Raw genomic sequence first — 22,327 nt, 5'->3', positions numbered from 1 at the left:
GCCCCGGGCGGGCCCGGAGAGCGCCGTCCGGCCCCGCCGGGTGTCCACCCGCCGGTCCGCGGGGGAGCGGCGGGTCAGAGCAGGACCGCGCAGCCCCGCCCGGTGAGTTCCCGTACCACCGGGCTGCGCTCGTCGGCGCCGGTCCACCGCAGGTCCAGCTTCTCCAGGGACGGCAGACCGGTGAGCCACTCCGGCAGCTCGCGCAGCGGGTTCGAGCGCAGATCCAGCCGGCGCAACAGCGGCAGTCCCGCCATGCGGTCGGGGAGACCGGTGAGACGGTTCCCGCGCAGGTCGAGTTCCCGCAGTTCCTTCAAGCCGCCCAGGCTGCCCGGCAGTTCGGTGAGACGGTTTCCGCGGAGCCACAGCTCCCGCAGATTCCGCAGAGCCCCTGCCGATTCCGGAAATACCGTCAGCGCGCAGTGCTGTAGCCGCAGTTCGACCAGGCCGGTCAGGGAGCCGAGGTCCGGGGGGAGCGCGGTGAGGGGGTTCTCGCCGGCGTTGAGGTAGCGCAGCCGGGTCAGCCGGATCAGTGAACGGGGAAGCTCCGTCAGCCGGTTGTCGTGCAGGTACAGGAAGCGGGTCAGGCCGGTCAGCTCGCCGAGCTCCTCCGGCACGGCCGCGAGGGCGTTGTGCCCGAGGTCCAGGGTGTGCAGCCGGCGCAGTCCCGCGATCCGGGGAGAGAGCCCGGTCAGCCCGTTGCCGGCGAGGATCAGGACGCGCAACGCCGTACGGTCCCAGACCTCTTCCGGAACGGTGCCGAGTCCGCGGTTCCACAGGTTGAGCGACTCCGGGCCCCGTCCGGCCGGCTCCCCCACAGCCTCGGGCCCGGGGCGGGCAGCGGGCCGCCCCGGTGTCCAGCGGGTCGTCACACGCATCCTCCTGTTCCGGTGGCCACGGACACTACCGCCGGCCGCCACGGAGGATCAGCTCGTACCGGAGCCGCCGCCCGCCCCCGACACCTGCCGTCATCCGCCACCACGGGCACGTCGGCGCCGACGACCCGGGCACCCCCGGCGGCACCCCTGACGGCGCCCGTGACGCCGCGCCGGTCGGCTGCCGGAAGGCCGGAGGACCGGGTGCCGGGACCGGATGACGGCCGGCTCCCAGGGCGCGCGCCGGGTGACACGCGCCCCTCCGGACCGCCGCCCGCCTCCCGGCCCGGACCGCTGCCCCGCAGCCGCCGCCGCACCGCGCTGACAGCCGCCGCCGCGCCGCCCCGCGGTCAACACGGGGCCAACGCGCCGGGCCCGCACCGCCGCCCGGGCCGTGCATCATCCGTCCGGGCGGCGGGAGTGCGCCGGGGCGGCCGTCCGGGCCGTCCGCGGCGGCCGCATCCGGGCCGCCTGGCCCGTCCGGCGCGGCGGGTGGCCGGGCCGGCGGGCCCGCCCCCGGCACGCGGCGTCCGCCCCGGCCGCCCGCGCCGGGGCGGACGGCCGCCCCGTACCATGGCCGCATGTCCTTCCTCCGCCGCCGCAGCGCAGCCACGCCCACCGGACCGGACTTCGACGTCCTCGCGATGGATCCCGGTGACTGGCCGGGCAATCTCGGGGCCGGTCTGCTCCCGGCGCCGGACGGAAGCTGCCAGGGCGTCTTCCTCCGCTACGACCTGTTCGGCGGCCGCGGCCCGGCGATGATCATCGGAAACCTGCCGGAGGGATCCCCGGCCCGGGAGACGGGGGAGGACGAGGTGCCGTTCGAGGTGGTCCAGCTCCTTGAGGCGCTGGAGAACGACGAGCCCGTGCGGGTGACCGGCACCGAGGACACCCCGGTGATGCACGAGGACAACCTCCTCATCGTGCGCCGGCTCACGTTCTCCGAAAGCCGCATCTCCTGCGCGCAGTTCGACCGCAGCGACGGCGTGCTGGTCACCATCGCGAGCTGGGACCGGCCCATCACGGACGACCTCTACCGCCTCCTCAAGCCGCTGCCCGCGGAGATGTTCCAGACCGGCTGATCACGCCCCTCCGCGCCCCCGGTGTCCGCGGCTCCCGCCCAGGCGCGCGGGGCCGGACGCGTCGCGCGGACACCTCTCGCGGGCACCTCTCGCGGCCGCGGCCGCGCCCCGTCCGGCATCCGGCGCAGCGGTCCGCGGCGAGCGGCCGCACGGTCCCGGGAGCCGCGGCGCGAGGCCCGCCGGGCCGGCTGGCGCTCGGGTCGCCGCTCCGGGGCCGAGGGCGCGTGCCGGCGCACGCCGGGGGGACCGACGGGACGGCCGTCCGGCCCGCGCCGCGCGGCGGGGGCCCGCCCGCCCCGCCCCCGCTGCGCGCACTGTTGTCACCCACCACGCGGACCTCTAGCGTGGCCCGGCATGTCCCCAGGCGTGTTCCGGCCGCAGGGGCCCCAGGAGTCGCAGGAGCCCTCCGCCGCCCCAGGGGTCCCGGTCCGGCACGGCCCCGGCCCCGGCGGCCCCCGGGACCCGGCCGGGGACCCGGTCCTCCGGTACGACCGTCCCGCCGCCGACTGGGAGCGCGAGGCCCTGCCCATCGGCAACGGCGCGCTCGGGGCGATGGTGTTCGGAACCGTCCCCACCGAACGGCTGCAGTTCAACGAGAAGACGCTGTGGACCGGCGGCCCCGGTTCCCCCGAGGGCTACGACCACGGCAACGGGCCCCCACCGGGCCCCGGCGCGCTGGAGGACGTCCGGCGGCGGATCGAGGAGTCCGGCTCCCTCGGCCCCGAGGAGGCCGCGGCGCTCCTCGGCCGCCCCCGTCGCGGCTACGGGGCGTACCAGCCCTTCGGCGACCTCTGGATCGACCTGCCGCCCGGCGCGCACGGCACTCCGGACCACTACCGGCGCGCACTCGACCTCCGCACCGCCCTCGCCACCGTGCGCCACACCGACGACCGGGGCGTCACCCACCGGCGCGCGTTCTTCGCCTCCCACCCGGCCGGGGTGATCGTCGGACGGTTCGGCGCGGACCGGCCGGGCAGCACCCGCTTCACCCTGCGCCTCACCACACCGGGCGACGGCCGGGACGCCACCGTGGCCACCCGGGACGGGCGGATCACCGTACGGGGCACCCTCCGCGACAACGGCCTGCGGTTCGCGGCACAGCTCCGGGTGACCGCCGACGGCGGCACCCTCCGCGGCGGCGACGGCGGGCGGATCCGCGTCGAGGGCGCCGACAGCGCCTGGTTCGTCCTCGCCGCGGGCACCGACTACGCGGACGCCCACCCGCACTACCGGGGCGATGACCCGCACCCGCGGGTGACCGCTGCCGTCGACCGGGCGGCGCGGCGTTCTCCCGACGAGCTGCTCGCCGAACACATGGCCGACCACGGGCGGTTGTTCGACCGGGTGCGGCTCGACCTCGGCGGCCGGCTGCCGGAGGACGTGCCGACGGACCGGCTGCTCCGGGACTACACGGGCGGCCCCGGGACGGACTGCTCCCGCCCGCCCGCGGACGCGGGCCGGGCCGCCGGCGCCGCGGCGGCCCCCGTCCCGGCCGTCCGGCGCCCGCCGGCCCCGGGCGACGGCGGCCACGGCGCGGTCCACCGCGGCGCGACCGCCGGCGGTGCGACCCGGCCCGGCGCCACGGACGACGGCGGGAATCCGCACGGCCCGCACCGCCCCGGCCGGGACGGTCGCGGACCCGGTGGCGCTGCGGCCGACCGCCTCCATGCCGCCGAGGCCCCGGATGCGCAGCCCGGCGCCGTCCGCCCCGGCCCGGACCGCCCCGGAGCCGCCGGCGGCGAAGGGGCCGACCGCGCCGAGGCCGCAGCGGCCGACCGCGCGCTGGAGGCGCTCGCCTTCCACTACGGCCGCTATCTGCTCATCGCCTCCTCCCGCCCCGGCTCGCTGCCCGCCAACCTCCAGGGCGTGTGGAACGACAGCGCGGAACCGCCCTGGGCGGCCGACTACCACACCAACATCAATCTCCAGATGGCCTACTGGCCCGCGCACCCCGCCAACCTGTCGGAGACCGCCGAGCCGTACGAGCGCTTCGTGACCTCCCTGCTCCCGCCCGGCCGGTCCACGGCCCGGACGATGTTCGGCGCACCGGGCTGGGTGGTGCACAACGAGACCAACCCCTACGGCTTCACGGGCGTCCACGACTGGCCCACCGCCTTCTGGTTCCCCGAGGCCGCCGCCTGGCTCACCCAGCTCCTGTACGAGCGGTACCGCTACACCCCCGACACCCGGTACCTCCGCGACACCGCGTACCCGGCGCTCAAGGAGGCCGCCGTCTTCTGGCTGCACCAGCTGCGCACGGACCCCTCCGACGGCACGCTCGTCGTCTCGCCCGCCCACTCCCCGGAACACGGCCGCTTCACCGCGGGCACCGCGATGGCCCAGCAGATCATCCACGACCTGCTGTCGAACACCCTGGAGGCCGCCCGCGTCCTCGGCGACGACCCGGACTTCCGGGAGGACGTGCGGCGGGCCCTCGACCGCCTCGACCCCGGGCTGCGCACCGGCTCCTGGGGCCAGCTCCAGGAGTGGAAGGAGGACCTGGACGACCCGGAGGACCGCCACCGGCACGTCTCCCACCTCTTCGCCCTCCACCCCGGACAGCGGATCAGGCCCGGCAGCCGGTGGGCCGCGGCGGCCCGCACCTCGCTCGCGGCGCGCGGCGACGGCGGCACCGGCTGGAGCAGGGCCTGGAAGATCAACTTCTGGGCCCGGCTCCACGACGGCGACCGGGCCCACGCCCTCCTCGCCGGGCAGCTCCGGGAGTCCACCCTCCCCAACCTTCTCGGCACCCACCCGCCGTTCCAGCTCGACGGCAACCTCGGGGCCACCGCCGGCATCGCCGAGATGCTGCTGCAGAGCCACCACGGCGAGATCGAGCTGCTGCCCGCCCTCCCCGCCGCCTGGCCCGAGGGCTCCGTCCACGGCCTCCGCGCCCGCGGCGACGTCACGGTCGACCTGGCCTGGTCCGGCGGCAGGGCGCACACGGTCGTCGTGGCCGCCGGCCGCACCGGGGAGATCCCGCTCCGCGGCAGCCTCCTCGAAGGCCCCTGCACCGCCCGGGAATCGACCGGGAGAGGGGAGGCACAGACACGCCGGCGGGATGACGGGGCCACCCTGCTCCGGGCCCGCGCCGGACACCGTTACGTCATCACCGCACGGTGAAGCGGCCCCGCTGCCGGACGGCCGGCCGGGCGGCGGCTGTGCCCCGGAGACCCGTACCGCTCACCGGCCCGTCCCCACCAGTCCCGTGTCATAGGCGAGGATCACGAGCTGGACCCGGTCGCGGGCACCGAGCTTGGCGAGCAGCCGGGTCACATAGGTCTTGACGGTCGCTCCGCTGATGACCAGCCGCTCCGCGATCTCCCCGTTCGACAGGCCGCTGCCGATGAGCGTCAGGACCTCGCGCTCCCGCTGCGTGATGCCCGCGAGCGGGGACGGCACGGGCCCGCCGACGGCCCCGGGGGCGGGCGCGGGCCGGTCCGCGAACTCCCTGATCAGCCGCCGGGTGACACCCGGAGCGATCAGGCCGTCCCCGGCGGCGACGGCGCGTATCCCCGCGAGGATGTCGTCCAGCGCCATGTCCTTGACGAGGAAGCCCGACGCGCCGGCGCGCAGCGCCCCGTGGACGTACTCGTCGTCGTCGAAGGTGGTCAGCACGATGACACGGGCGCCGCCGGAGCCCGAAGTGATCAGCCGGGTGGCCTCGATGCCGTCCATGCCCGGCATCCGGATGTCCATGACGACGACGTGCGGGCGGAGTTCCGCCGCCAGCCGGACCGCCTCGGCACCGGTGCCCGCCTCCCCGGCCACCTCCAGATCCGGCGCGTCGGCGAGGACCATCCGCAGCGCCGTGCGGACGAGCGGCTGGTCGTCGGCGAGTACCACGCGGACCGTCACCGCGCCCCCGCCCGAACGGGCAGCCGGGCCGCCACCCGGAAACCACCGCCCGGGCGCGGCCCGGCGGCGAACTCGCCGTCCAGCAGCCGGACCCGCTCGCGCATCCCGGTCAGACCCCAGCCGGTGCCGCCCGCTTCCCCGGGGCGGCCCGCCCCGTCGTCGGTGACCTCGATGGACAGTCCGTCCGGCGCCCGGCCGACGGTCACCCGGCAGGAACCGGCGCCGGCGTGGCGGACGACGTTGGTCACCGCCTCCTGGACGATGCGGTACGCGGACCGGTCGATCTCCGGCGGCAGCGGGCCCGGCTCACCGCGCCACTCCACGTCCACCCGCACCCCTGCCGCCGTCGTGGCCGCGGCCAGCCGCCCGACGTCGGCGAGCCCCAGGCCGCCCGGCCCCAGCCCGGGGCCGGGCAGCGGCACGCGCGGCGCACCGGACCCGGGCTCGGACTGCCGGAGGGCCCCCATCATCCGGCGCAGCCCCGACAGCGTTTCCCGGCCGGAGGTCTCGATGGCGGCCAGCGCCTCCCGCGCGTCCGCCGGCCGGGTCTCGATGACCCGGCTCGCCGCGCCGGCCTGCAGAGCGACGATGCCGATGCTGTGAGCGACCATGTCGTGCAACTCCCGGGCGATACGGAGGCGTTCGGCGGTAATGGCCTGTTCGGCGGCCTGGGCGCGAACCCGGTCGGCGTGCTCCCGGGACTGGCGCGCCGCGTCACCGAGCAGCCAGGCCACGACGGCCGTCAGCGCCACGGACAGCTCCGCCGAGGTGCCCACCGACCAGCCGGACGACAACCGGACGGCCAGGTAGCCGGCCAGCACGCCCAGCGCCGTGCCGGTGGCCGCGATGCCGGTCCGGCGCGGCCGGGTCGCGGCGATGGCGTACAGCGCGACATCGACCGCGAGGAACTGTGCCAACGGGATCTCCGCCACGCTCAGTGCCGTGGACGCGATGACGGCCCCGGCAAGCATCAGCGCGAGCGCCACCGGGGGACGGCGGCGCAGCAGACCGGCGCCGGCCAGTGTCGCGGCGGTGGCCAGCGCCATCACCGTCAGGCCGTCCCAGCGGTAGAGGTAGACCCCGGGGTGGACGGTGGGCTCCGCCTCCCCGGGCAGCCGTACGCGGGACAGAAACGCGAAGGCCGTTCCCGCGCACCAGGCGAGAGCCGCCCAGGCGCCGGACGGCAGACGCCCCCAGCGGCGGAGGACCGGGGGGAGGAAGGCCCGGGCATGCGGGGTGCGGGAAGGCGGGACCGGCATGCGGGCGATGCTAACGACGGGGCCCCGGCCGGTCATCGGCCCGTGGTCGTACACCCGTGGCCGGCGTCCGCCGCGACGACTGTCCGCCCCGGGCCGACGACAGGCGCGGGTGCGCCCCGGCACCGTGGGCGAGGTGATCGAAGCCAATGAACTGACGAAGCGCTACGGCCGGACCACCGCCGTGGACGGCCTGGGTTTCACGGTGAGACCGGGGCGGGTCACCGGGTTCCTCGGCCCGAACGGCGCCGGGAAGAGCACCACGCTGCGGATGATCCTGGGACTGCACGAGCCGACCGGCGGGACCGTGACCGTCGGCGGCCGGCCCTTCCGGGACCGCCCTCGCGGCCTGCGCCACGTCGGCGCGCAGCTGGATGCGGGCGCCGCGCACGGCGGCCATCGCGCACGGGCGCATCTCGCCGTCCTGGCCCGGAGCAACGGCATCCCGCGCCGCCGGGTTGAGGCTGTACTGGAGCAGGCCGGACTCGCCGGTGCGGCACGGCGCCGCATCGGCGGGTTCTCGCTCGGCATGCGGCAGCGGCTCGGGATCGCCGCCGCGCTGCTCGGCGATCCACCGGTGCTGCTGTTCGACGAACCGCTCAACGGGCTCGACCCGGAAGGGGTGGCGTGGGTGCGCGGGCTGTTCCGCGAACTGGCCGCCGAAGGCCGCACCGTGTTCGTCTCCAGTCACCTGATGTCCGAGATGGAACACACCGCCGATGAACTGATCGTCATCGGCCGGGGCAAGTTGATCGCGGCGGAGGGCGTGCGGGACTTCGCGGCACGCGGCACCCGCCGGAGTGTGGTCGTGCGCAGCCCGGACCCGCGCGGGCTGGGAGCGTTACTGGCCGTCGAGGGAGCAGCCGTGCACCCGGAGGGCGGCGCGCTCACCGTGACCGGGATGACCGCGGAGCGGATCGGCGGGATCGCCTGCCGCCATGGCATCCCGCTGAGTGAACTGACCCCCCGGCAACCCTCGTTGGAGGACGCCTTCATGGAACTCACCGCCGATCACGTCGAATACCCCGCGCAGGAGAGCCGGTGACCACGGTGACCGGGACAGCCGCCGCCGGAACGCCGGAGACCGGGCCCCGCGGACGGTTCCGCGACCTCCTGGCCGCCGAGTGGCTCAAGCTGTGGTCGCTCCGCTCTACCCCGTGGAGCCTGCTCATCGGCGCGGTGGCCGTCACGGCGTTCAACGCGGGTGCCGCCTGGGACCATTACCGCTATTGGGACGTGTTGGACCCGGAGGCCCGCGCGGGCTTCGTGGCCGACGGCATACCGCTGCGCGACGCCTTCACCGCCAACGCCGCGCTGGTGCTGTTGCTGGCCGCCGGCGCCATCGGCGCCACCGCGGTCACCCGCGAGTACGGCACCGGAATGATCCGCGCCACCTTCGCGGCGGTCCCGGCCCGCCGCCCGCTCATGGCGGCCAAGGCGTGCGTCGTCACGGCGGTGGCCATCCTGTTCGGAGTGGTCGTCGCGGGAGGCTCGTTCCTCCTGACCCAGACGATCCTGGGCGCCCGGGACGCCGGGGTCTCCCTCGGTCACCCGGGTGCGCCGCGCGTCGTCGCGGCCTCCGCGCTGCTGGCACCGGTGGCCGCGCTCACGGGGCTGGCGCTCGGCGTCCTCATCCGGCACGGGGCCGCCACCACCGTCGCGTGTTTCGCGGTGCTTCTGCTGCTGCCCGCGGCCGTCCGGGAGAACCGCCACTGGGCGGCGGTTCTCGACCATGCGCTGCCCCTCGGCGCCTGGAACCGGCTGGCCGTCCCGGATGGCTTCCCGCCGGGCCCGTACCCCTGGACGGTGAGCGGGGCGTGGACCGTTTACGCCGCCTGGGCGCTCGCGGCGGCCGCCCTCACCGTCGCGGTGGTGCACCATCGCGACCAGTGACCAGTGACCAGTGACCAGTGACCAGTGACCCGTGACTCCTGGCGGGAATGGCGGGAAGCGGTGGCCACCGGGGCTCCCGTGACCACCGCGCACCGCACGGAGGCGCGGGCCGCGCGGTCAGCGTGCTCGTCCCCACCGTGCGGGGCGCGCCCGACCCCCAAGGGGGCGCGCCCCGCACGGCGCCCCTCAGCGGGTGCCCACCGCTGCCCGTACCGCCCGCCGGGCCATTCCGCAGTCGTCGTGGAGACGCCGCAGCAGCAGCCGCTGCGCCTCGCCGGGGGAGCCCGTGGCCCCGGGCAGGGCGGGACCGGGTTCGCGCATCATCCGCTGCACCGCGGTCTCGCAGGTGCGGATCTCCCGGGTGAGCACCAGCATGAGATTGACGAGGAACGCGTCCCGCGCGGCGGGCCCGGCCGCCTGCGCCAGCCGGCTGATCCGGCGGCGGGCGGCGGGCGCCTCGCCGAGGATCGTCCACAGCGTCGCCAGATCGTAGCCGGGGAGGTACCAGCCGGCGTGGTCCCAGTCGAGCAGCACCGGGCCGGCCGGGGAGAGCAGGACGTTGGAGAGCAGCGCGTCGCCGTGGCAGAACTGCCCCTGCCCCTGGCCGCCCTGCCGGGAGGCCGCGTGCGCCAGGCCGTGCAGCAGCTTCTGCAGGTCGCTGGTGTCCCGGTCGGTGAGCAGGCCCAGTTCGTGGTACCGGCTCAGCCGGCCCGCGTAGTCCAGCGGGACGCCGAACAGGCCGGGCGGCGGCCGCCACTGGTTGACCCGGCAGACCGCCTGCAGCACCGCCTTGATGTCGGCGCGCGGCGGGGCCTCCAGAGGGTGCCGCTGCAGGGCCGCCGGCCGCCCCGCCATCCGTTCCACGACGAGCGTGCAGTTGTCCGGGTCCGCCGCGACCAGCCGGGGCACCCGCACGGGCGGGCGGTGCCGGACGAACGCGCGGTACGCCGCTATTTCCTGCCGGGCCCGTTCCGTCCAGACGGGGGAGTGGTCCAGCAGGCACTTCGCCACGGCCGTGGCCCGGCCCGTGGTGCCGACGATCAGCACCGAGCGCCCGCTGCGGCGGAGCACCTGTACCGGGTGGAACTCCGGGCAGACGCGGTGCACCGCCGCGATGGCGGTGCGCAGCCGGGTGCCCTGCGGGCCGGACAAGTCGATCCTCCCGCTGAGCGTGGGGCCGCCCCCGGCCGCCGCGCGCTGCGGCCGTCCGCCGGCCGGCAGGACCGCCCCCGCGGGCGCGGCACCGGTGGCGTACGGCCTGCCGCCGCCCGCCTGCGGGCGGTACGGCGGAGGCGGGGCGGACACGGAGGACGGCGCTGCGTACATGGGCGGAACGGATCCCTTCGTGGGCCGACGGCATGCCTGCGCCCCCCGCCCGGGCCCGGACTCCGCACCCTGGGGAAATGCGGTCCGGTCACCGGGACGGGTGGCGCGGTTCCTACCCGACACCCGGACACGGGTGGCACACCACGTGGCGGACCCTGGCGAAGCCTGGCGAATGCCCCGCACCCCCCTGACGGGCCATTACTGTCAAGACAGCCGAGGAACCTGGGGGCTTGACGTGACCAAGGAACCCAACACCCGACTCGCGGACCTGTTCGGCCTCACCGGCTGGTCCAAGGGAGAGCTCGCGAGGCTGGTCAACCGGCAGGCGGCGGCCATGGGCCACCCCCAGCTGGCGACCGACACCTCGCGGGTGCGGCGTTGGATCGACACCGGCGAGGTGCCGCGCGATCCCGTGCCGAAGGTACTGGCGACCCTGTTCACCGAGCGTCTCGGCCGTGTCGTGACCATCGAGGACCTCGGACTCGGCCGGCGCGGGCGTGCGGGGAGGAAGTGGCAGTCCGACGACGGACTCCCCTGGGCGCCCGAGCGGACCGCCGAGGTTCTCACCGAATTCACGGGAATGGACCTCATGCTCAACCGACGCGGCTTGGTGGGCGCGGGCGCCGCGCTCACCACAGGATCAGCACTCGCCGTCGCCCTGCGCGACTGGCTGCACACCGACCCCGCGGGCGCCCTCCCCGGGCCCCGCCCCGGCAGCCCGGCGAGCGCCGGGATGGCCGACTTCGACCGGTTCGACGCCGCCCCCGTGGGAACCCAGGAGGTCGAGGCGCTGGAACGCTCGGTCGAGGTGTTCCGCGCGTGGGACGCGGCCCGCGGCGGCGGGCTGCAGCGCAAGGCCGTGGTCGGCCAGCTCAACGAAGTGGGCGGCATGCTCGCCTACCGCCACCCGGAACACCTCCAGCGGCGGCTGTGGGGCGTCGCGGCCAATCTCGCGGTGCTGGCCGGCTGGATGTCCCACGACGTCGGCCTGGAGCCGACCGCCCAGAAGTACTTCGTCATCGCCGCGCACGCGGCCCGCGAGGGCGGCGACCGGCCGCGCGCCGGCGAGGCGCTGTCCCGCGCCGCCCGGCAGATGGTCCACCTCGGCCGGCCCGACGAGGCACTGGACCTGATGAAGCTCGCCGCGTCCGGTTCCGGGGAGGAGACCCTGCCGCGGACCCGCGCCATGCTCTGCACGATCGAGGCATGGGCCCAGGCCTCGATGGGCCGCGGGCAGGCGATGCGCCGGACCCTCGGCCGGGCCGAGGACCTGTTCGCCTCGGACCGCGGCGACGTCCCGCCGCCCAGCTGGATGCAGATGTTCGACGAGGCGGATCTGCACGGGATGCAGGCCCTGGCGTTCCGCACCCTCGCCGACCACGACCCGTCGGCCGCCGTCACGGCCAAGCGCCACGCCAAGGAGGCCCTGCGGCTGCGCGCGCAGGGCCACCAGCGCTCGCAGATCTTCGACTACATCTCCCTCGCCTCGGCCTGCTTCATCGCCGACGACCCCGAACAGGCGGACCGCTACGCCCGGTTGGCGCTGGTGAGCATCGGGGAGACCTCCTCGCACCGGACCTGGGACCGGCTCCGCGAGATGTACCGGCTGACGGGGCAGTACGCCGGCCACGCCACCGTCGAGGACCTGCGCGCGGAGATCCAGGCGGCCCTGCCCAAGGCGCCGTCGTCCCGCGCCTCCGCGCGGGGGGCCGGGGGCCGGGTGTCCGGCGTGTAGCGCCGCTCCCCGCGTCCGGCTCCCGGCCGGGACCGGGCGCTCGGCGCGGACGGACGGGGCCGCGAGGGCTCGGCGCGGACGGACGGCCGCGAGGGCGCGGCGCGCCCGGCGCACCGGCCCGCCGTTACGGCACCGGGCGGGCCGGCTCCGGCCGCTCCGGCTCCGCCCCGCCGATCCTGGCGACGAGGACGCAGGCGTCGTCCTCGCGCTCCGTGCCGCCGAACTCCTCGACGACGACGCGTACGCACTCCCGTGCGCTGCGCGCCGCACAGAACCGGGGCGCCAGCTCCAGCAGCCGCCGGGCGCCGCCCGGTTCGCCGTCGGGCGAGTCGGTCAGCCCCGCGGCCCGGCGGGCGAGTCCGTCGGTGTGGAGGACGACCACGTCGCCGGGGAGCAGCGACTCCCGCGCCTGCCCGTAGACGGCTCCGCTGGTCGCCCCGAGGAGCACGCCGTCCGGCCGGGGGAGGGCGCGGCCGGTGCCGCCGCGGAAGAGCAGGGGCGCGGGGTGGCCGGCCTGGGCCCAGTCCAGGGTGCGGCCGGCCGGGTCGTAACGGCAGCACAGCGCGCTGCCCAGGGCCGGCTGGGCGGCGGTGTCCAGCAGGTGGTTGAGGCGCTCCATCAGCGCGCCGGGCTCCGCCCCGGTGAGCGCCATGCCGCGGAGCGCACCGAGCAGCATGGCCATGCCGGAGGTGGCGGTGACCCCGTGGCCGGTGAGGTCGCCGACGCTCAGCAGCAGGCCGCCGCCGGGCAGGTGGAGGGCGTCGTACCAGTCGCCGCCGATCAGGGCGCTGGTGGCCGAGGGCAGGTAGTGGGCGGCGAGATCCGGCACGGCGTCCGCGCCCGGCGGGCGGCGCAGGGTCTCGCGCCACGGCGGCAGCACGGCCTCCTGCAGTTCCACCGCCATGCGGTGCTCGGTGCGCGCGATCTGCCGCCGGCGCAGCAGCGCATCCCGGCGTTCACTCAGCTCCCGTTCGCTGCGGCGCAGTGCGGTGACGTCACGGAGGACCGCCCACATGGCGGCGGTCCGGCCGTCCGCGTCGAGGACGGGGCTGCCCATCATGTGGACCGTGCGCACGGCGCCGTCGGCGCGGACGATGCGGAACTCGCCCTCGATCGGCCGGCCGTCCACCAGGCAGTCGGTGACCATCGCGGTCAGCAGCGGCTGATCCTCCTCGACCAGCCAGGAGGGCAGCTCGTCCAGGGAGAGGGGGCCCTCCTCCGGCGAGCGGGCGAAGAGGCCGTAGAGCTCGCCGGACCAGTCGGCCTCGTCGGTGAGGAGGTTCCACTCCGCGCTGCCCGCCGAGCAGGCCGGGCGGGGGGCCGGCCCCTCGGGCGGGGCGGCCGGCAGCGCCACGCGGCCGGCGGCCCCGCCGGCGGCCGCGGCGGCGGCCGCGCCGACGGGATCGGGAGCCGGGCCGTCGCGCAGCTGCCCCAGCTGCCGGTCAAGATCGTCCAGATGGTGAACGGCGAGTTCGCAGAGCGCGCGCTGCCACCGCAGGCGCTCGTCCCCCGGTTCGGCGGCCGTGGTGCGCCGTACGGCGTCGACCTCTCCGCGCAGGCGCCGGGCCTGCGCGATCAGGGCTTCGACCGTGCCCGGTTCGGGCGGCTGGGCGGCCGGGTGCTCGGCGGACACATGGGACGGCATGACGGACTCCGATACGGGCGCGGCACGGACAGGTCTGGGGATCTGCCGGGAGGGCCGGTTACGACTGTTGCACAGGGAGCGACGGCCCGTAAGGGATTCGGCGATACCCGACCCGGTGGTGCGGACGGTACGGAGGCCGTACCGCGGGCGGCGCTCCCGGCCGGGCCGGGAGCAAGCGGGGAAGGGCACCGGCCGGGCCGTACGCGTCCCCGGGCCGCGCGGGACAGCGGGACCGCCCCGGACGGTGAGGACGGCTCATCGGGGCGGCAGGACCCGGCCCGCCCGAGGTGGTCGCCTCGGGCCGTTCCCCGGCCCCCGGAGCCCCCCGGAGACCCCCGCGGGACCGCCCGGACCCACCGATCCGGAGCGCGGCGATCCGGTCGGGCGCCGGACCGTCACGAGGGGAACGGTAGGCTGCGGCGCTCGGGACCCGGAATCCCCTCCCCCTGCCGGGCGTGGATGCCGCGGTCACCGGCAAGAATGCCGGTCAGCGGAAATATCCCGTTGCCAGCGAACCTCCCGCACCGGATGCTGACCTCATGTTCGATCCAGACATAGCGCCCAGCGGCACCCTGCTCGGCCTCCTGCAGCGAGGCCGCGGCGACGGGACCCTGCACGCCCTCGCGGCCCCCCGGGGCGAGGCGCTCGCCGCACTGCACCACTGCGTGGTGCGTGACCCCCGTCACGACTGGCAGCTGGAGAACCGCTCCCTCTATTACGCCCGGCTCCACCTCGCGCTCGACGGCGGCCTCGACGAGATCGAACAGCACCTCTTCGACGCCGACGACCTGATGGACACCGCCGAGGAACGCACCGGCCTCGCCCTCTCCTTCCTCGGCCACCTCGCCGGATACGGCCGCACCGACGCCGTGGACCTCCTCCGCCGCTACACCGCAGCCGGCACCAACTGGGCCTGGGCGCTGGACGAACTGGCACTGCGCGCCGACGACACCGTGCTGCGGTCGCTGGGCGCCCCCGTCCTCGCCCGCTTCCCGGCCGGCCCCGAGGGCGACGCCGCCCTCACCACCGCCGTGCGCGACGCCTGGGAACCCCGGCCCTGGCGGCTGTGGGCGGACGGCGCCGCCGGCCCCCGGGTCGCCGCCCGCGTCCGCGCCGCGCGGGACCGGAGCTCCTTCGACCGCTGGCAGCGGCAGCTCAGGCCCGCCGGGCCGAGCCCCGGCTGGAGCGTTCCCGAGGTCCTGGACTGGGCCCAGCGCCGTTATGAGGAGGAGCCCGGGCGGCCGCGGCACGAAGCCGCCGCCCGCTGCCTCGCCGCCGTCGCCGGCCCCGAGGACCGGCCGCTCCTCCTCGAAGCCGCCCGCCGCGGCCCCGAGGCCGCCCGCAGCGCCGCGCTCCACCACCTCGCCGACCGGCAGGACCCCGGCGTCCTCGACCTGCTGGACCTCGCCGCCTCCGAGCCGTCCGGCCCCTCCGGCCTCGTCGCCGAGACCGCCCTCGCCTCCTTCGAACGGATGCGGAGCATCGCCGCCCTCGAACGCGCCCGGGTCTGGGCGCACCGCGACGACGCCCTCGGCAACGCCGCGGCCGGGATGCTCGCCTGCCGCGGCGGCGCGCGGGACACCGGGCTCGTCCTCGCCGCGCTCCGCCGCACGGTGCGGAGCGGCGGAGCCGACGCCCGGGAGCTGTGGACCCTCGTGGACGGCACCGGCCGGCTGCGCATCGACAGCGCCGCCCCCGTCCTCCGGCACGTCTACCGCGAGACCTCCTCCTCCCAGCTGCGCGGCCGGGCCGCCCGCGCCCTCGCCGCCACCGACCCCTCCTTCGCCGCGGGCTTCGCCGTCGAATGCCTCTGGGACTGCGAGGAGTCCACCCGCGAACTGGCCGCCCGGCACGCCGCCATCGGGGACGCCCGGGTCGTCGAGCAGCTGCGCCGGCTGGCCGCCGACCCCGCCGAGGAGGCCGAGGTCCAGACGGCCGTCCGCAGCCGCATCGGGCCCGACGCCGGGTTCGCCGCCGGCGGGCGGTGAGCGGGCGGCGTCGCCCGCCGGCCGCCCTCGCACGGTGTCAGCGGCTGACCGGGACGAAGCGCAGCGGCGTACCCGGGACGGACTGGGCCGCCGCCCAGAGATGCTCCTCCGGGACGACGCCGACCACCGGGTAGCCGCCGGTCACGGGATGGTCGGCCAGGAAGACCACCGGGCGGCCGTCCGGCGGCACCTGCACCGCTCCGAGCACCATCCCCTCGCTGGGGAGTTCCCCCGTGCGGGAGCGCCGCAGCGGCGGGCCCTCGGTGCGCAGCCCGATCCGGTTGCTCGCGGGCGACACCGCGTACCGGGCCCGGGCCAGGGAGCGGAGCGCGTCCGGCGCGAACCAGTCGTGGCGCGGACCGGGCAGCACCGGCAGTACCAGCTCGGCCGGCGGGCCCGGGCACGGCACGGTGTCCACCGGGGCGGGCGGGCCGTGCGGTGGGCCGAGCGGGAGTTCGTCGCCGGCGGCCAGCGGGGGAGGGCCCAGCCCGGAGAGCAGATCGGCGGAGCGGCTGCCCAGCACCGGCTCGGCCGCCACCCCGCCCGCGAACGCGATGTACGAGCGGAGGCCGGCCGCCGCCGGGCCGACGTCGAGGACCGCACCGGCCGGCAGCCGCACCGGCGCTCCCCAGGGCGCGGGACGGCCGTCGACCCGCACCGCGCAGGGCGCGCCGGTCACGGCCGCCGTGACCGCCGTCCGGACGCGGAGCGCGGCGCCGCTCACGGTGGTCTCCAGGGTCGCGGCCCCCGGCGGATTGCCCACCAGGCGGTTGGCCAGCCGGTGCGCGGGGACGTCCAGGGCGCCGGACCGGGGCACCCCCAGATGGGCGTGGCCGGTGCGCCCCAGATCCTGCACGGTCGTCAGCGCCCCGGGCCGCTCGGCCCGGACCACGGCCCCCTGCGGCCCGGGTGCTCCGGACGGCCCGGGTGCCTTGGGCACCGCCGTGGCCGCGGCCACCGCCGTACGGCCGCCGCTCACCGGAGCCCCTCCCGCACGGCCGCCGGGCCGCCGTCCGGGACGAAGCGGACCTCCGTACCGGGAGCGAGCAGCGCCGCCGGTTCACGGGCCGGGTCCCACAGGACCTCGCCGGTGCTGCCGATCAGCTGCCAGCCACCCGGCGAGGAGCGCGGGTACACCCCGGCGTACTCCCCGGCGAGGGCCAGCGACCCCGCCGGCACGGACGTCCGGGGCGTCGCCCGGCGCGGCACCCGGTAGCGCTCCGGCAGCCCGGTCAGATAGCCGAAGCCCGGGGCGAAGCCGCAGAACGCCACCCGGAAGCGCACCCCGCCGACGATCTCCGGGACCGTCTCGGGAGGGACCCCCCACCGCCCGGCCACCTCCGCCAGGTCCGGACCGTCGTACCGGACCGGGATGCGCACCGCGCGGCCCGCCCCCGCGGACGGCGGGGGCACCTCCCAGCCGGCCAGTTCGGCGGCGAGGGCCCGCGGGTCGTCCAGGCCGTCGACGAGCACGGTGTGCGCGGCCGGGACGATCTCGCGTACCGGGGGCAGCTCCCCCGTCTCGCGGCGGCGCATGAGCTCGGCGTGGAGCGCGCTCGCCGCCTCCGGGCTGCCGGGCTCCACCAGCAGGGCGTGCCGCCCCACGCGCAGGACCCTCATGCGAACGGCTCCAGGGCCACCCCGTCGGCGGCCAGCGCCTCCCGGACCAGCACGGCCAGCGCGGCGGCTCCGGGGGTGTCGCCGTGCAGGCACAGGGAGCGGGCCCGCACGGTGATCTTCTCGCCCTCGATGGTCGCCACCCGGCGGTCCACGGCCATCAGCAGGGAGCGCGCCACGACCTCCTCCGGGTCCTCGACGACGGCGCCCGGCCGGCCGCGCGGCACCAGCGTGCCGTCCGCGGAATAGGCCCGGTCGGCGAACGCCTCCGCGACCGCCGGCAGCCCGGCCCGCTCCGCCGCCTCCAGCAGCCGCGAGCCCGGCAGCCCCAGCACGGGCAGCGGGCGGCCCCCCGCCGCGAGGAGGGTGCCCTCCACCACCGCGGCGGCCTGCTCCTCGTCGTGCACCGTCCGGTTGAACAGCGCGCCGTGCGGCTTGACGTAGGAAACGCGCGAACCGGCGGCGCGCGCGAAGACGTCCAGTGCCCCGATCTGGTAGGCGATCTCGTCGGTGAGCTCGCGCCGCGGCACGTCCATGGAGCGGCGGCCGAACCCCGCCAGGTCCCGGTACGCGACCTGGGCGCCGATGCGCACTCCGCGCTCGGCGGCCAGCGCGCACACCCGGCGCATCGTGGACGGGTCGCCGGCGTGGAAGCCGCAGGCCACGTTGGCGCTGGTGACGACCGACAGCAGGGCGTCGTCGTCGGTCAGGCTCCAGCGGCCGAACCCCTCGCCGAGATCGGCGTTGAGGTCGATGACGGGCGCGGACGGAGGTGCGGAAGCGGTCATCGGGCGGCCTTCCCCATCGTGTCCCTCATGGTGTCGAGAAGCATCTGCCGGGAGTCGGCGAGGGAGCTGTCCAGCTCCGCCTCGGCCACGTGCAGCGCACCGCGTTCGAGGAGATCCGTCAAGCGCCGGTTCCGGACGGGCGGCGGCTCGTGGAGCCAGCGGGCCCGGGGCAGCGCCAGGAGGGCGGGACGCAGTTCGGCGAGGATGCGGCTCAGGTACTCGTCGATCCGCGGGCTGCCCGCCAGCCCGCCCAGCGCCCGGTGGAAGCGCAGATCGGCGGTGCCCACGGCCCGCCAGTCACCGGCCCGCGCGGCGGCCTCGCCCCCCGCCACCGCCTGCGCCAGAGCGCCCAGCTGACTCGGGCGGGCCTGCGGTGCGGCGCGCAGGCCGGCCAGCTCCAGAGCCCGCCGGACCGTGAAGATGTCCATGACGTCGGCGCGGCTGAGCACCCGCACCCGGACCCCCCGGTTCACCTCGTGCACGACCAGCCGGCCGTGCGCCAGCAGCCGGAACGCCTCGCGCAGCGTGTTGCGGGAGACGCCGAGCGCGGCACCGAGGGCCTCCTCGGAGAGACGCGTGCCGGGCGGCAGCGTCCCCTCGGCTATCCGGTCGCGCAGGACGTCGGCGACGCGCTGCGCCGTACTGCCGCGGCCGAGCCGGTCGCGGTCGGCCGCGAGCGGCGCGAAGGGATCGGCGGCGGACGCGGCCTGCGGGTTGGTGCGGTCCATGGGCCCCCCGTGGGCAAGCGGAACACGGCGTGGATTGTTGAACAACAGTAGCCGCGGCGGCTCGCGGCCCGGCGCGGGGCGGACGGTCCCGGCCCCGGGGCCGGGACCCGGCCCGGCCGGGGGTGAGGACGCGGCGACACGAGAAGCATCCCACTGCCCACCGACACGGGTACTCGTACGCGGGTTCCGGCGGTCGTGGCTCCGCCACTGACCGACGCCCTGCTGGGCTGCCTCCGGGTTGTTCTGCTCGGCCGGCCCGGGGAACTGGCGCCGAGCCGGGGGCGGGTCCGCCCGCCCGCGGAGCGCTGCCGCCGGCCGCGGCGGCTCGGGGCCCGTTCACTGCCGCGGCCCGGCCTCTGCCGTGCCGCCGTACCGGCGTCCCCGCCGTACCGGCGGATGCACCCACCGGCGGAACGGGGCCCTCTGTCCCGTGGGCAGCGGCCCCGTCCGTGTCCGGGGGCGGGGGCCTCTCCGGCGCCGTGTCCGCCCCCGTCGAGCGGGGAGGCCACGGGGCCGCGCCGGAGTGTGCGGAACCCCTCCGGCCCGGTGTCCGCCGCGGGGCCCGGGACCCGGTTCCCGCCCCGCGCCCCCGGCGGCCCGCGCCCAAGGCCGGTCCCATCCGCGCCGTTTGGGAGGATGTCAGCGCGAGGACCTACTCTGTGCGTCGTGAAGTCGCACGTCTCGGATTCCGCTCCGCCGCAGTTCAGTGGGGTACAGCCCGGATCGGTGGCCCGGCCCGCCCCCGGGCCCGCCGCCGACGAGGGGCTGGCCCGCCGGCTGCGCGCCCTCGCCTGCACCGCGCCGCTCCACGACCTCGACGCGCGCAAGGCCAACCTCGCCGGCGAGTACACGGTCTACGCGATGGCGGAGACCGCGCTGGCCGCCATCGACCTCGTCACGCTGAACATGGACTTCGACACGGGCGCCGACCACGAGCAGGTCGTCTCCCGGCTGCTGCCCCGGGTCGCGGCCCAGGCCCCCGACCGCCCCGCCGCCGAGCACGACCGGGTCGCCCGCTGGGTCCTGGAGAACCTCATCAACGTCGGCAGCGTGGACCGCGGCTTCCGCGCCGTCTACGGCACCTTCGGCCCGGACGGCGCCTACGTCCGGCGGGACTACGACTTCAAGCTGATCGAGGAGGTCCCCGGCCCCGGGGGCGGCGTCTATCTGCGCACCACGGACGAGGCGGTCAACGTCCTGGTCGGCGCCCTCGACACGGACGTCACCAGCGCGCAGATCGCCGCCGAGGTGAAGCTGGAGGTGCTGATCAACCGGGGCCGGCTCGCCGACGCCCAGCTGGCGGCGGAACAGGCCCGTTACCGCACCGTGCAGTACGCCGAGACGCTGCGCCGCACCCTGGAGGCCACCCGCCGCAACGTCCGCGCCGTCGACTGGCTGAACCGGGTGCCCGACCTGATCGCCGAGGCCCTCGACCACGTCGCCGACCGCTACCGCCACGAGAACGCCATCCTGACCAACATCCGCCGGGCCCGCGACGAGGCGGAGGAACCCGAGCACAAGCGGCGCGCCGCCGAGCTGGTCGACATCGTCAAGGACTGCGTCCGGCGCCACACCCAGCTGCAGTCCCGGCTGCTGGAGGCCGGCCCGCTGTTCCGCGCCGAGCAGGACCGGCAGGCCTTCGCCGCGCCCTCCGCGCGGGCCGGGCTCGACCTGTACGGCCAGCTGCTGGCGCCCCTGCTGCCGCTGGCCGTGGAGCGGGCCCTGCCGGTCACCGACGCCTTCTTCCGCCGCGGCACCGGCCTGCGCACCCCCTCCGCCGTGCGCCTCGGCGACCTCACCGACCTGCTCCTCACCCCGCCCGCCGAACGGGAGCACCTCGGCGCGGAGATGCCCGAGCCGGATCTCGTCACCACGCCCGACGACAGCCGGTTCAGCGAGGAGCAGCTGGCCCGCGCCCTGGACCTGCTCGACCTTCCGCCCGACGCCCCGCGCCGGCTGTCCGGGCTGCTGGCGGAGGCCCGCCGGCAGGATCCGGAACTGCCGTATCTCGTCGCCCTGCTGGCGGTGCACGCCGCGAGCCCGCCGGTCGGCACCGCCTACCGCCAGGGTGAGCAGCGCCTGCTGTTCGCGGTGGACGACGGCGTCCAGCTCGACGACCCCGAGTACGGCGGCGCCGACCTGATCGTCGGCACCGCCCTGCTCGACGCGGCCGGCATGGCCGCGGACCGCAGCACGGAGGCGGCATGACGGCCCCGGGACGCCGGCCCCGGCCCGCCGCTCCGGCGCCGTCCCCGCAGCCCCCGGCGGCCGGGGCGCGTACGGGGACCACCCGGCGCGCACCCGTCCGCGACAGCGGTCGCCGCCCGGCCGGCGACGCGGCGGCCACGCCCGGTACGGCCACCGGCACGGCGGCCCGCCCGGGCGGCACCCCGGACCGGTGCCCGCCGCCCGCCGCCTCGCGGACCGGCCGTCCCCGCACGATCCGGACCGCCGTCCGGCCCCCCGCACCCGGCAAGGAGCGACAGCAGTGAACGAGTACGGCGTGGACGACGGCTTCCGCGGCGCACCGGGTGACGGCGCCCCACCGCCCGGCGAGCGGGAGGAGGCCGGGCCGCGCGCCGCGGCCGGCCCCGCCGGGATCACGCCCGCCGACGCGGCCGACGCCGCCCGCCTCGTCTCCTGCGGCCTCCAGCCCAAGCTGCTCCCCGCTCGCGACGCCGACTACGCCGAACTGCTGCGCCGGCACCGCGACGACCCGGCCTTCGCCCGGCTCGCCGACGCGGTCGCCACCGGGCTCGGCCTCGTCGTCCTGGAGGTGTCCCCGCGCGCCGGCATGGTGGTGACCGCCGCCGAGGACTCCGTCTTCGCGGTCCGCATGGGCGACTACGCCCGCCGCGCCGCCTCCGACACCACCGACCGCTTCCTGCACGGGCTGGCGCATCTCGCCGTCGCCGCCCTCGCCTTTCCCCGCCCCGAGGACCTGGCCGACGACGGGTACATCGGCCGGATCACCGTCAACGGCGTCGACGCCTTCGTCCGGCAGGCCTGCCGGCGGCTGGAGGAGCGCGCCGAGGCGGCGGGCGAGAACACCGATCCGGCCACCGGCGCCCCGGGGCTGGAGGCCGCCTGGCGGGTGTGGTCCCGGCGCAGCGCCACCGGCGCCACCAAGGACGCCCGCCGGCTGGCCGGTTCGACCACCGGCATCGTCGGCAAGGCCGTCGCGTTCCTCACCGACTCCGGCTTCCTCCAGCGCACCGGGGACGACGCCGGCGGCTCGTACCGCACCACTGCCCGCTACCAGCTCCAGGTCCGCGACATGGCCGGTTCCGCCGCCCTGGCCGAGCTGCTGGAGCTCGGCGTCGTGGCCGTCGGCGACGGCACCCCGACGCTGCTGCCCCCGGAGGAGAGCGACGCACTCGTCGCCGACGCCGGACTGCCCTTCCACTCCTGAGGGCCCGGCCCGGGCGCCCCGGAAGACCGTCCCCCACCCGAGGGGGACCCGGGACCGCCCCGGGCGCCCGCCGCCCGTCCGCCCGCCCCGCCCGTCCGCCCGCCCCGCCCGTCCGCATCACACCGAG

The 22,327-nt window shown here is 77.0% G+C and carries 17 protein-coding genes; 8 read left to right on the top strand and 9 right to left on the bottom strand.

Annotation, left to right across the window (positions count from 1 at the left end; translation table 11 throughout):
- Positions 1 to 74: 74 nt before the first annotated feature.
- Positions 75 to 815, bottom strand: coding sequence for a leucine-rich repeat domain-containing protein (locus KBZ10_RS27240; protein WP_307847625.1), 741 nt, complete (start codon positions 813 to 815; stop codon positions 75 to 77).
- A 638-nt stretch (positions 816 to 1,453) separates the two neighbouring features.
- On the opposite strand from KBZ10_RS27240, the gene KBZ10_RS27235 reads away from it, so the two are divergent.
- Together KBZ10_RS27235 and KBZ10_RS29900 are read left to right on the top strand one after the other, a co-directional pair.
- Positions 1,454 to 1,954: a hypothetical protein gene (locus KBZ10_RS27235; protein WP_210990395.1), complete on the top strand. Its 501-nt coding sequence runs from the start codon at positions 1,454 to 1,456 to the stop codon at positions 1,952 to 1,954.
- Positions 1,955 to 2,308: 354 nt separating this feature from the next.
- Positions 2,309 to 5,077, top strand: coding sequence for a glycoside hydrolase N-terminal domain-containing protein (locus KBZ10_RS29900; RefSeq protein ID WP_247703066.1), 2,769 nt, complete (start codon positions 2,309 to 2,311; stop codon positions 5,075 to 5,077).
- Positions 5,078 to 5,137: 60 nt separating this feature from the next.
- Here the strand turns inward: KBZ10_RS29900 and KBZ10_RS27220 are convergent, their stop codons facing one another.
- Positions 5,138 to 5,812, bottom strand: a complete 675-nt coding sequence (locus tag KBZ10_RS27220) for a response regulator transcription factor (RefSeq protein ID WP_210990394.1) — start codon at positions 5,810 to 5,812, stop codon at positions 5,138 to 5,140.
- The gene (locus KBZ10_RS27215; protein WP_210990393.1) at positions 5,809 to 7,071 is read right to left on the bottom strand and encodes a sensor histidine kinase; all 1,263 of its coding nucleotides are present in this window, start codon (positions 7,069 to 7,071) and stop codon (positions 5,809 to 5,811) included. The genes KBZ10_RS27220 and KBZ10_RS27215 overlap by 4 nt, the downstream gene beginning before the upstream one ends.
- A gap of 133 nt (positions 7,072 to 7,204) precedes the next feature.
- On the opposite strand from KBZ10_RS27215, the gene KBZ10_RS27210 reads away from it, so the two are divergent.
- Together KBZ10_RS27210 and KBZ10_RS27205 are read left to right on the top strand one after the other, a co-directional pair.
- Positions 7,205 to 8,113 carry an ABC transporter ATP-binding protein gene (locus KBZ10_RS27210; protein WP_210990392.1) on the top strand — a complete coding sequence of 303 codons (909 nt, stop codon included), beginning with the start codon at positions 7,205 to 7,207 and terminating at the stop codon, positions 8,111 to 8,113.
- Positions 8,110 to 8,961, top strand: a complete 852-nt coding sequence (locus tag KBZ10_RS27205) for an ABC transporter permease (RefSeq protein ID WP_307847623.1) — start codon at positions 8,110 to 8,112, stop codon at positions 8,959 to 8,961. Before KBZ10_RS27210 ends, KBZ10_RS27205 begins: the two co-directional genes overlap by 4 nt.
- 186 nt (positions 8,962 to 9,147) lie before the next feature.
- Here KBZ10_RS27205 and KBZ10_RS27200 read toward each other — a convergent pair whose 3' ends face one another.
- The gene (locus tag KBZ10_RS27200; RefSeq protein WP_210990391.1) at positions 9,148 to 10,287 is read right to left on the bottom strand and encodes an aminoglycoside phosphotransferase family protein; all 1,140 of its coding nucleotides are present in this window, start codon (positions 10,285 to 10,287) and stop codon (positions 9,148 to 9,150) included.
- Positions 10,288 to 10,522: 235 nt separating this feature from the next.
- Between KBZ10_RS27200 and KBZ10_RS27195 the strand changes: the two genes are divergently transcribed.
- Positions 10,523 to 12,022, top strand: coding sequence for a hypothetical protein (locus KBZ10_RS27195; protein WP_210990390.1), 1,500 nt, complete (start codon positions 10,523 to 10,525; stop codon positions 12,020 to 12,022).
- A 124-nt stretch (positions 12,023 to 12,146) separates the two neighbouring features.
- On the opposite strand, the gene KBZ10_RS27190 is transcribed toward KBZ10_RS27195, so the two are convergent.
- A complete protein-coding gene (locus KBZ10_RS27190; RefSeq protein ID WP_210990389.1) occupies positions 12,147 to 13,667 on the bottom strand; it encodes a PP2C family protein-serine/threonine phosphatase in 1,521 nt (506 codons plus the stop codon).
- Between the two features lie 539 nt (positions 13,668 to 14,206).
- On the opposite strand from KBZ10_RS27190, the gene KBZ10_RS27185 reads away from it, so the two are divergent.
- Entirely contained in the window at positions 14,207 to 15,655 is a 1,449-nt protein-coding gene (locus KBZ10_RS27185; protein ID WP_210990388.1) for a HEAT repeat domain-containing protein, read from the top strand.
- A 37-nt stretch (positions 15,656 to 15,692) separates the two neighbouring features.
- On the opposite strand, the gene KBZ10_RS27180 is transcribed toward KBZ10_RS27185, so the two are convergent.
- From KBZ10_RS27180 to KBZ10_RS27165, 4 genes are all read right to left on the bottom strand, one after another.
- Positions 15,693 to 16,547, bottom strand: coding sequence for a biotin-dependent carboxyltransferase family protein (locus tag KBZ10_RS27180; protein ID WP_307847624.1), 855 nt, complete (start codon positions 16,545 to 16,547; stop codon positions 15,693 to 15,695).
- An 83-nt stretch (positions 16,548 to 16,630) separates the two neighbouring features.
- A complete protein-coding gene (locus KBZ10_RS27175) occupies positions 16,631 to 17,275 on the bottom strand; it encodes an allophanate hydrolase subunit 1 (protein ID WP_210990387.1) in 645 nt (214 codons plus the stop codon).
- Positions 17,272 to 18,060 carry a LamB/YcsF family protein gene (locus KBZ10_RS27170; RefSeq protein WP_210990386.1) on the bottom strand — a complete coding sequence of 263 codons (789 nt, stop codon included), beginning with the start codon at positions 18,058 to 18,060 and terminating at the stop codon, positions 17,272 to 17,274. Before KBZ10_RS27170 ends, KBZ10_RS27175 begins: the two co-directional genes overlap by 4 nt.
- Entirely contained in the window at positions 18,057 to 18,788 is a 732-nt protein-coding gene (locus tag KBZ10_RS27165) for a GntR family transcriptional regulator (RefSeq protein ID WP_210990385.1), read from the bottom strand. Before KBZ10_RS27165 ends, KBZ10_RS27170 begins: the two co-directional genes overlap by 4 nt.
- Before the next feature lie 636 nt (positions 18,789 to 19,424).
- Here KBZ10_RS27165 and KBZ10_RS27160 point away from each other — a divergent pair.
- Complete coding sequence (locus KBZ10_RS27160; RefSeq protein ID WP_247703064.1) at positions 19,425 to 20,996, top strand: hypothetical protein; 1,572 nt, start codon at positions 19,425 to 19,427, stop codon at positions 20,994 to 20,996.
- Between the two features lie 391 nt (positions 20,997 to 21,387).
- Complete coding sequence (locus tag KBZ10_RS27155) at positions 21,388 to 22,200, top strand: hypothetical protein (RefSeq protein WP_210990404.1); 813 nt, start codon at positions 21,388 to 21,390, stop codon at positions 22,198 to 22,200.
- Positions 22,201 to 22,327: the final 127 nt, after the last annotated feature.

Source organism: Streptomyces sp. F63, from assembly GCF_018070345.1.
Classification (GTDB): Bacteria; Actinomycetota; Actinomycetes; order Streptomycetales; family Streptomycetaceae; genus Streptomyces.
Note: the sequence above shows the minus strand (reverse complement) of the source record. Positions and strands in the feature narration are given on the sequence as shown.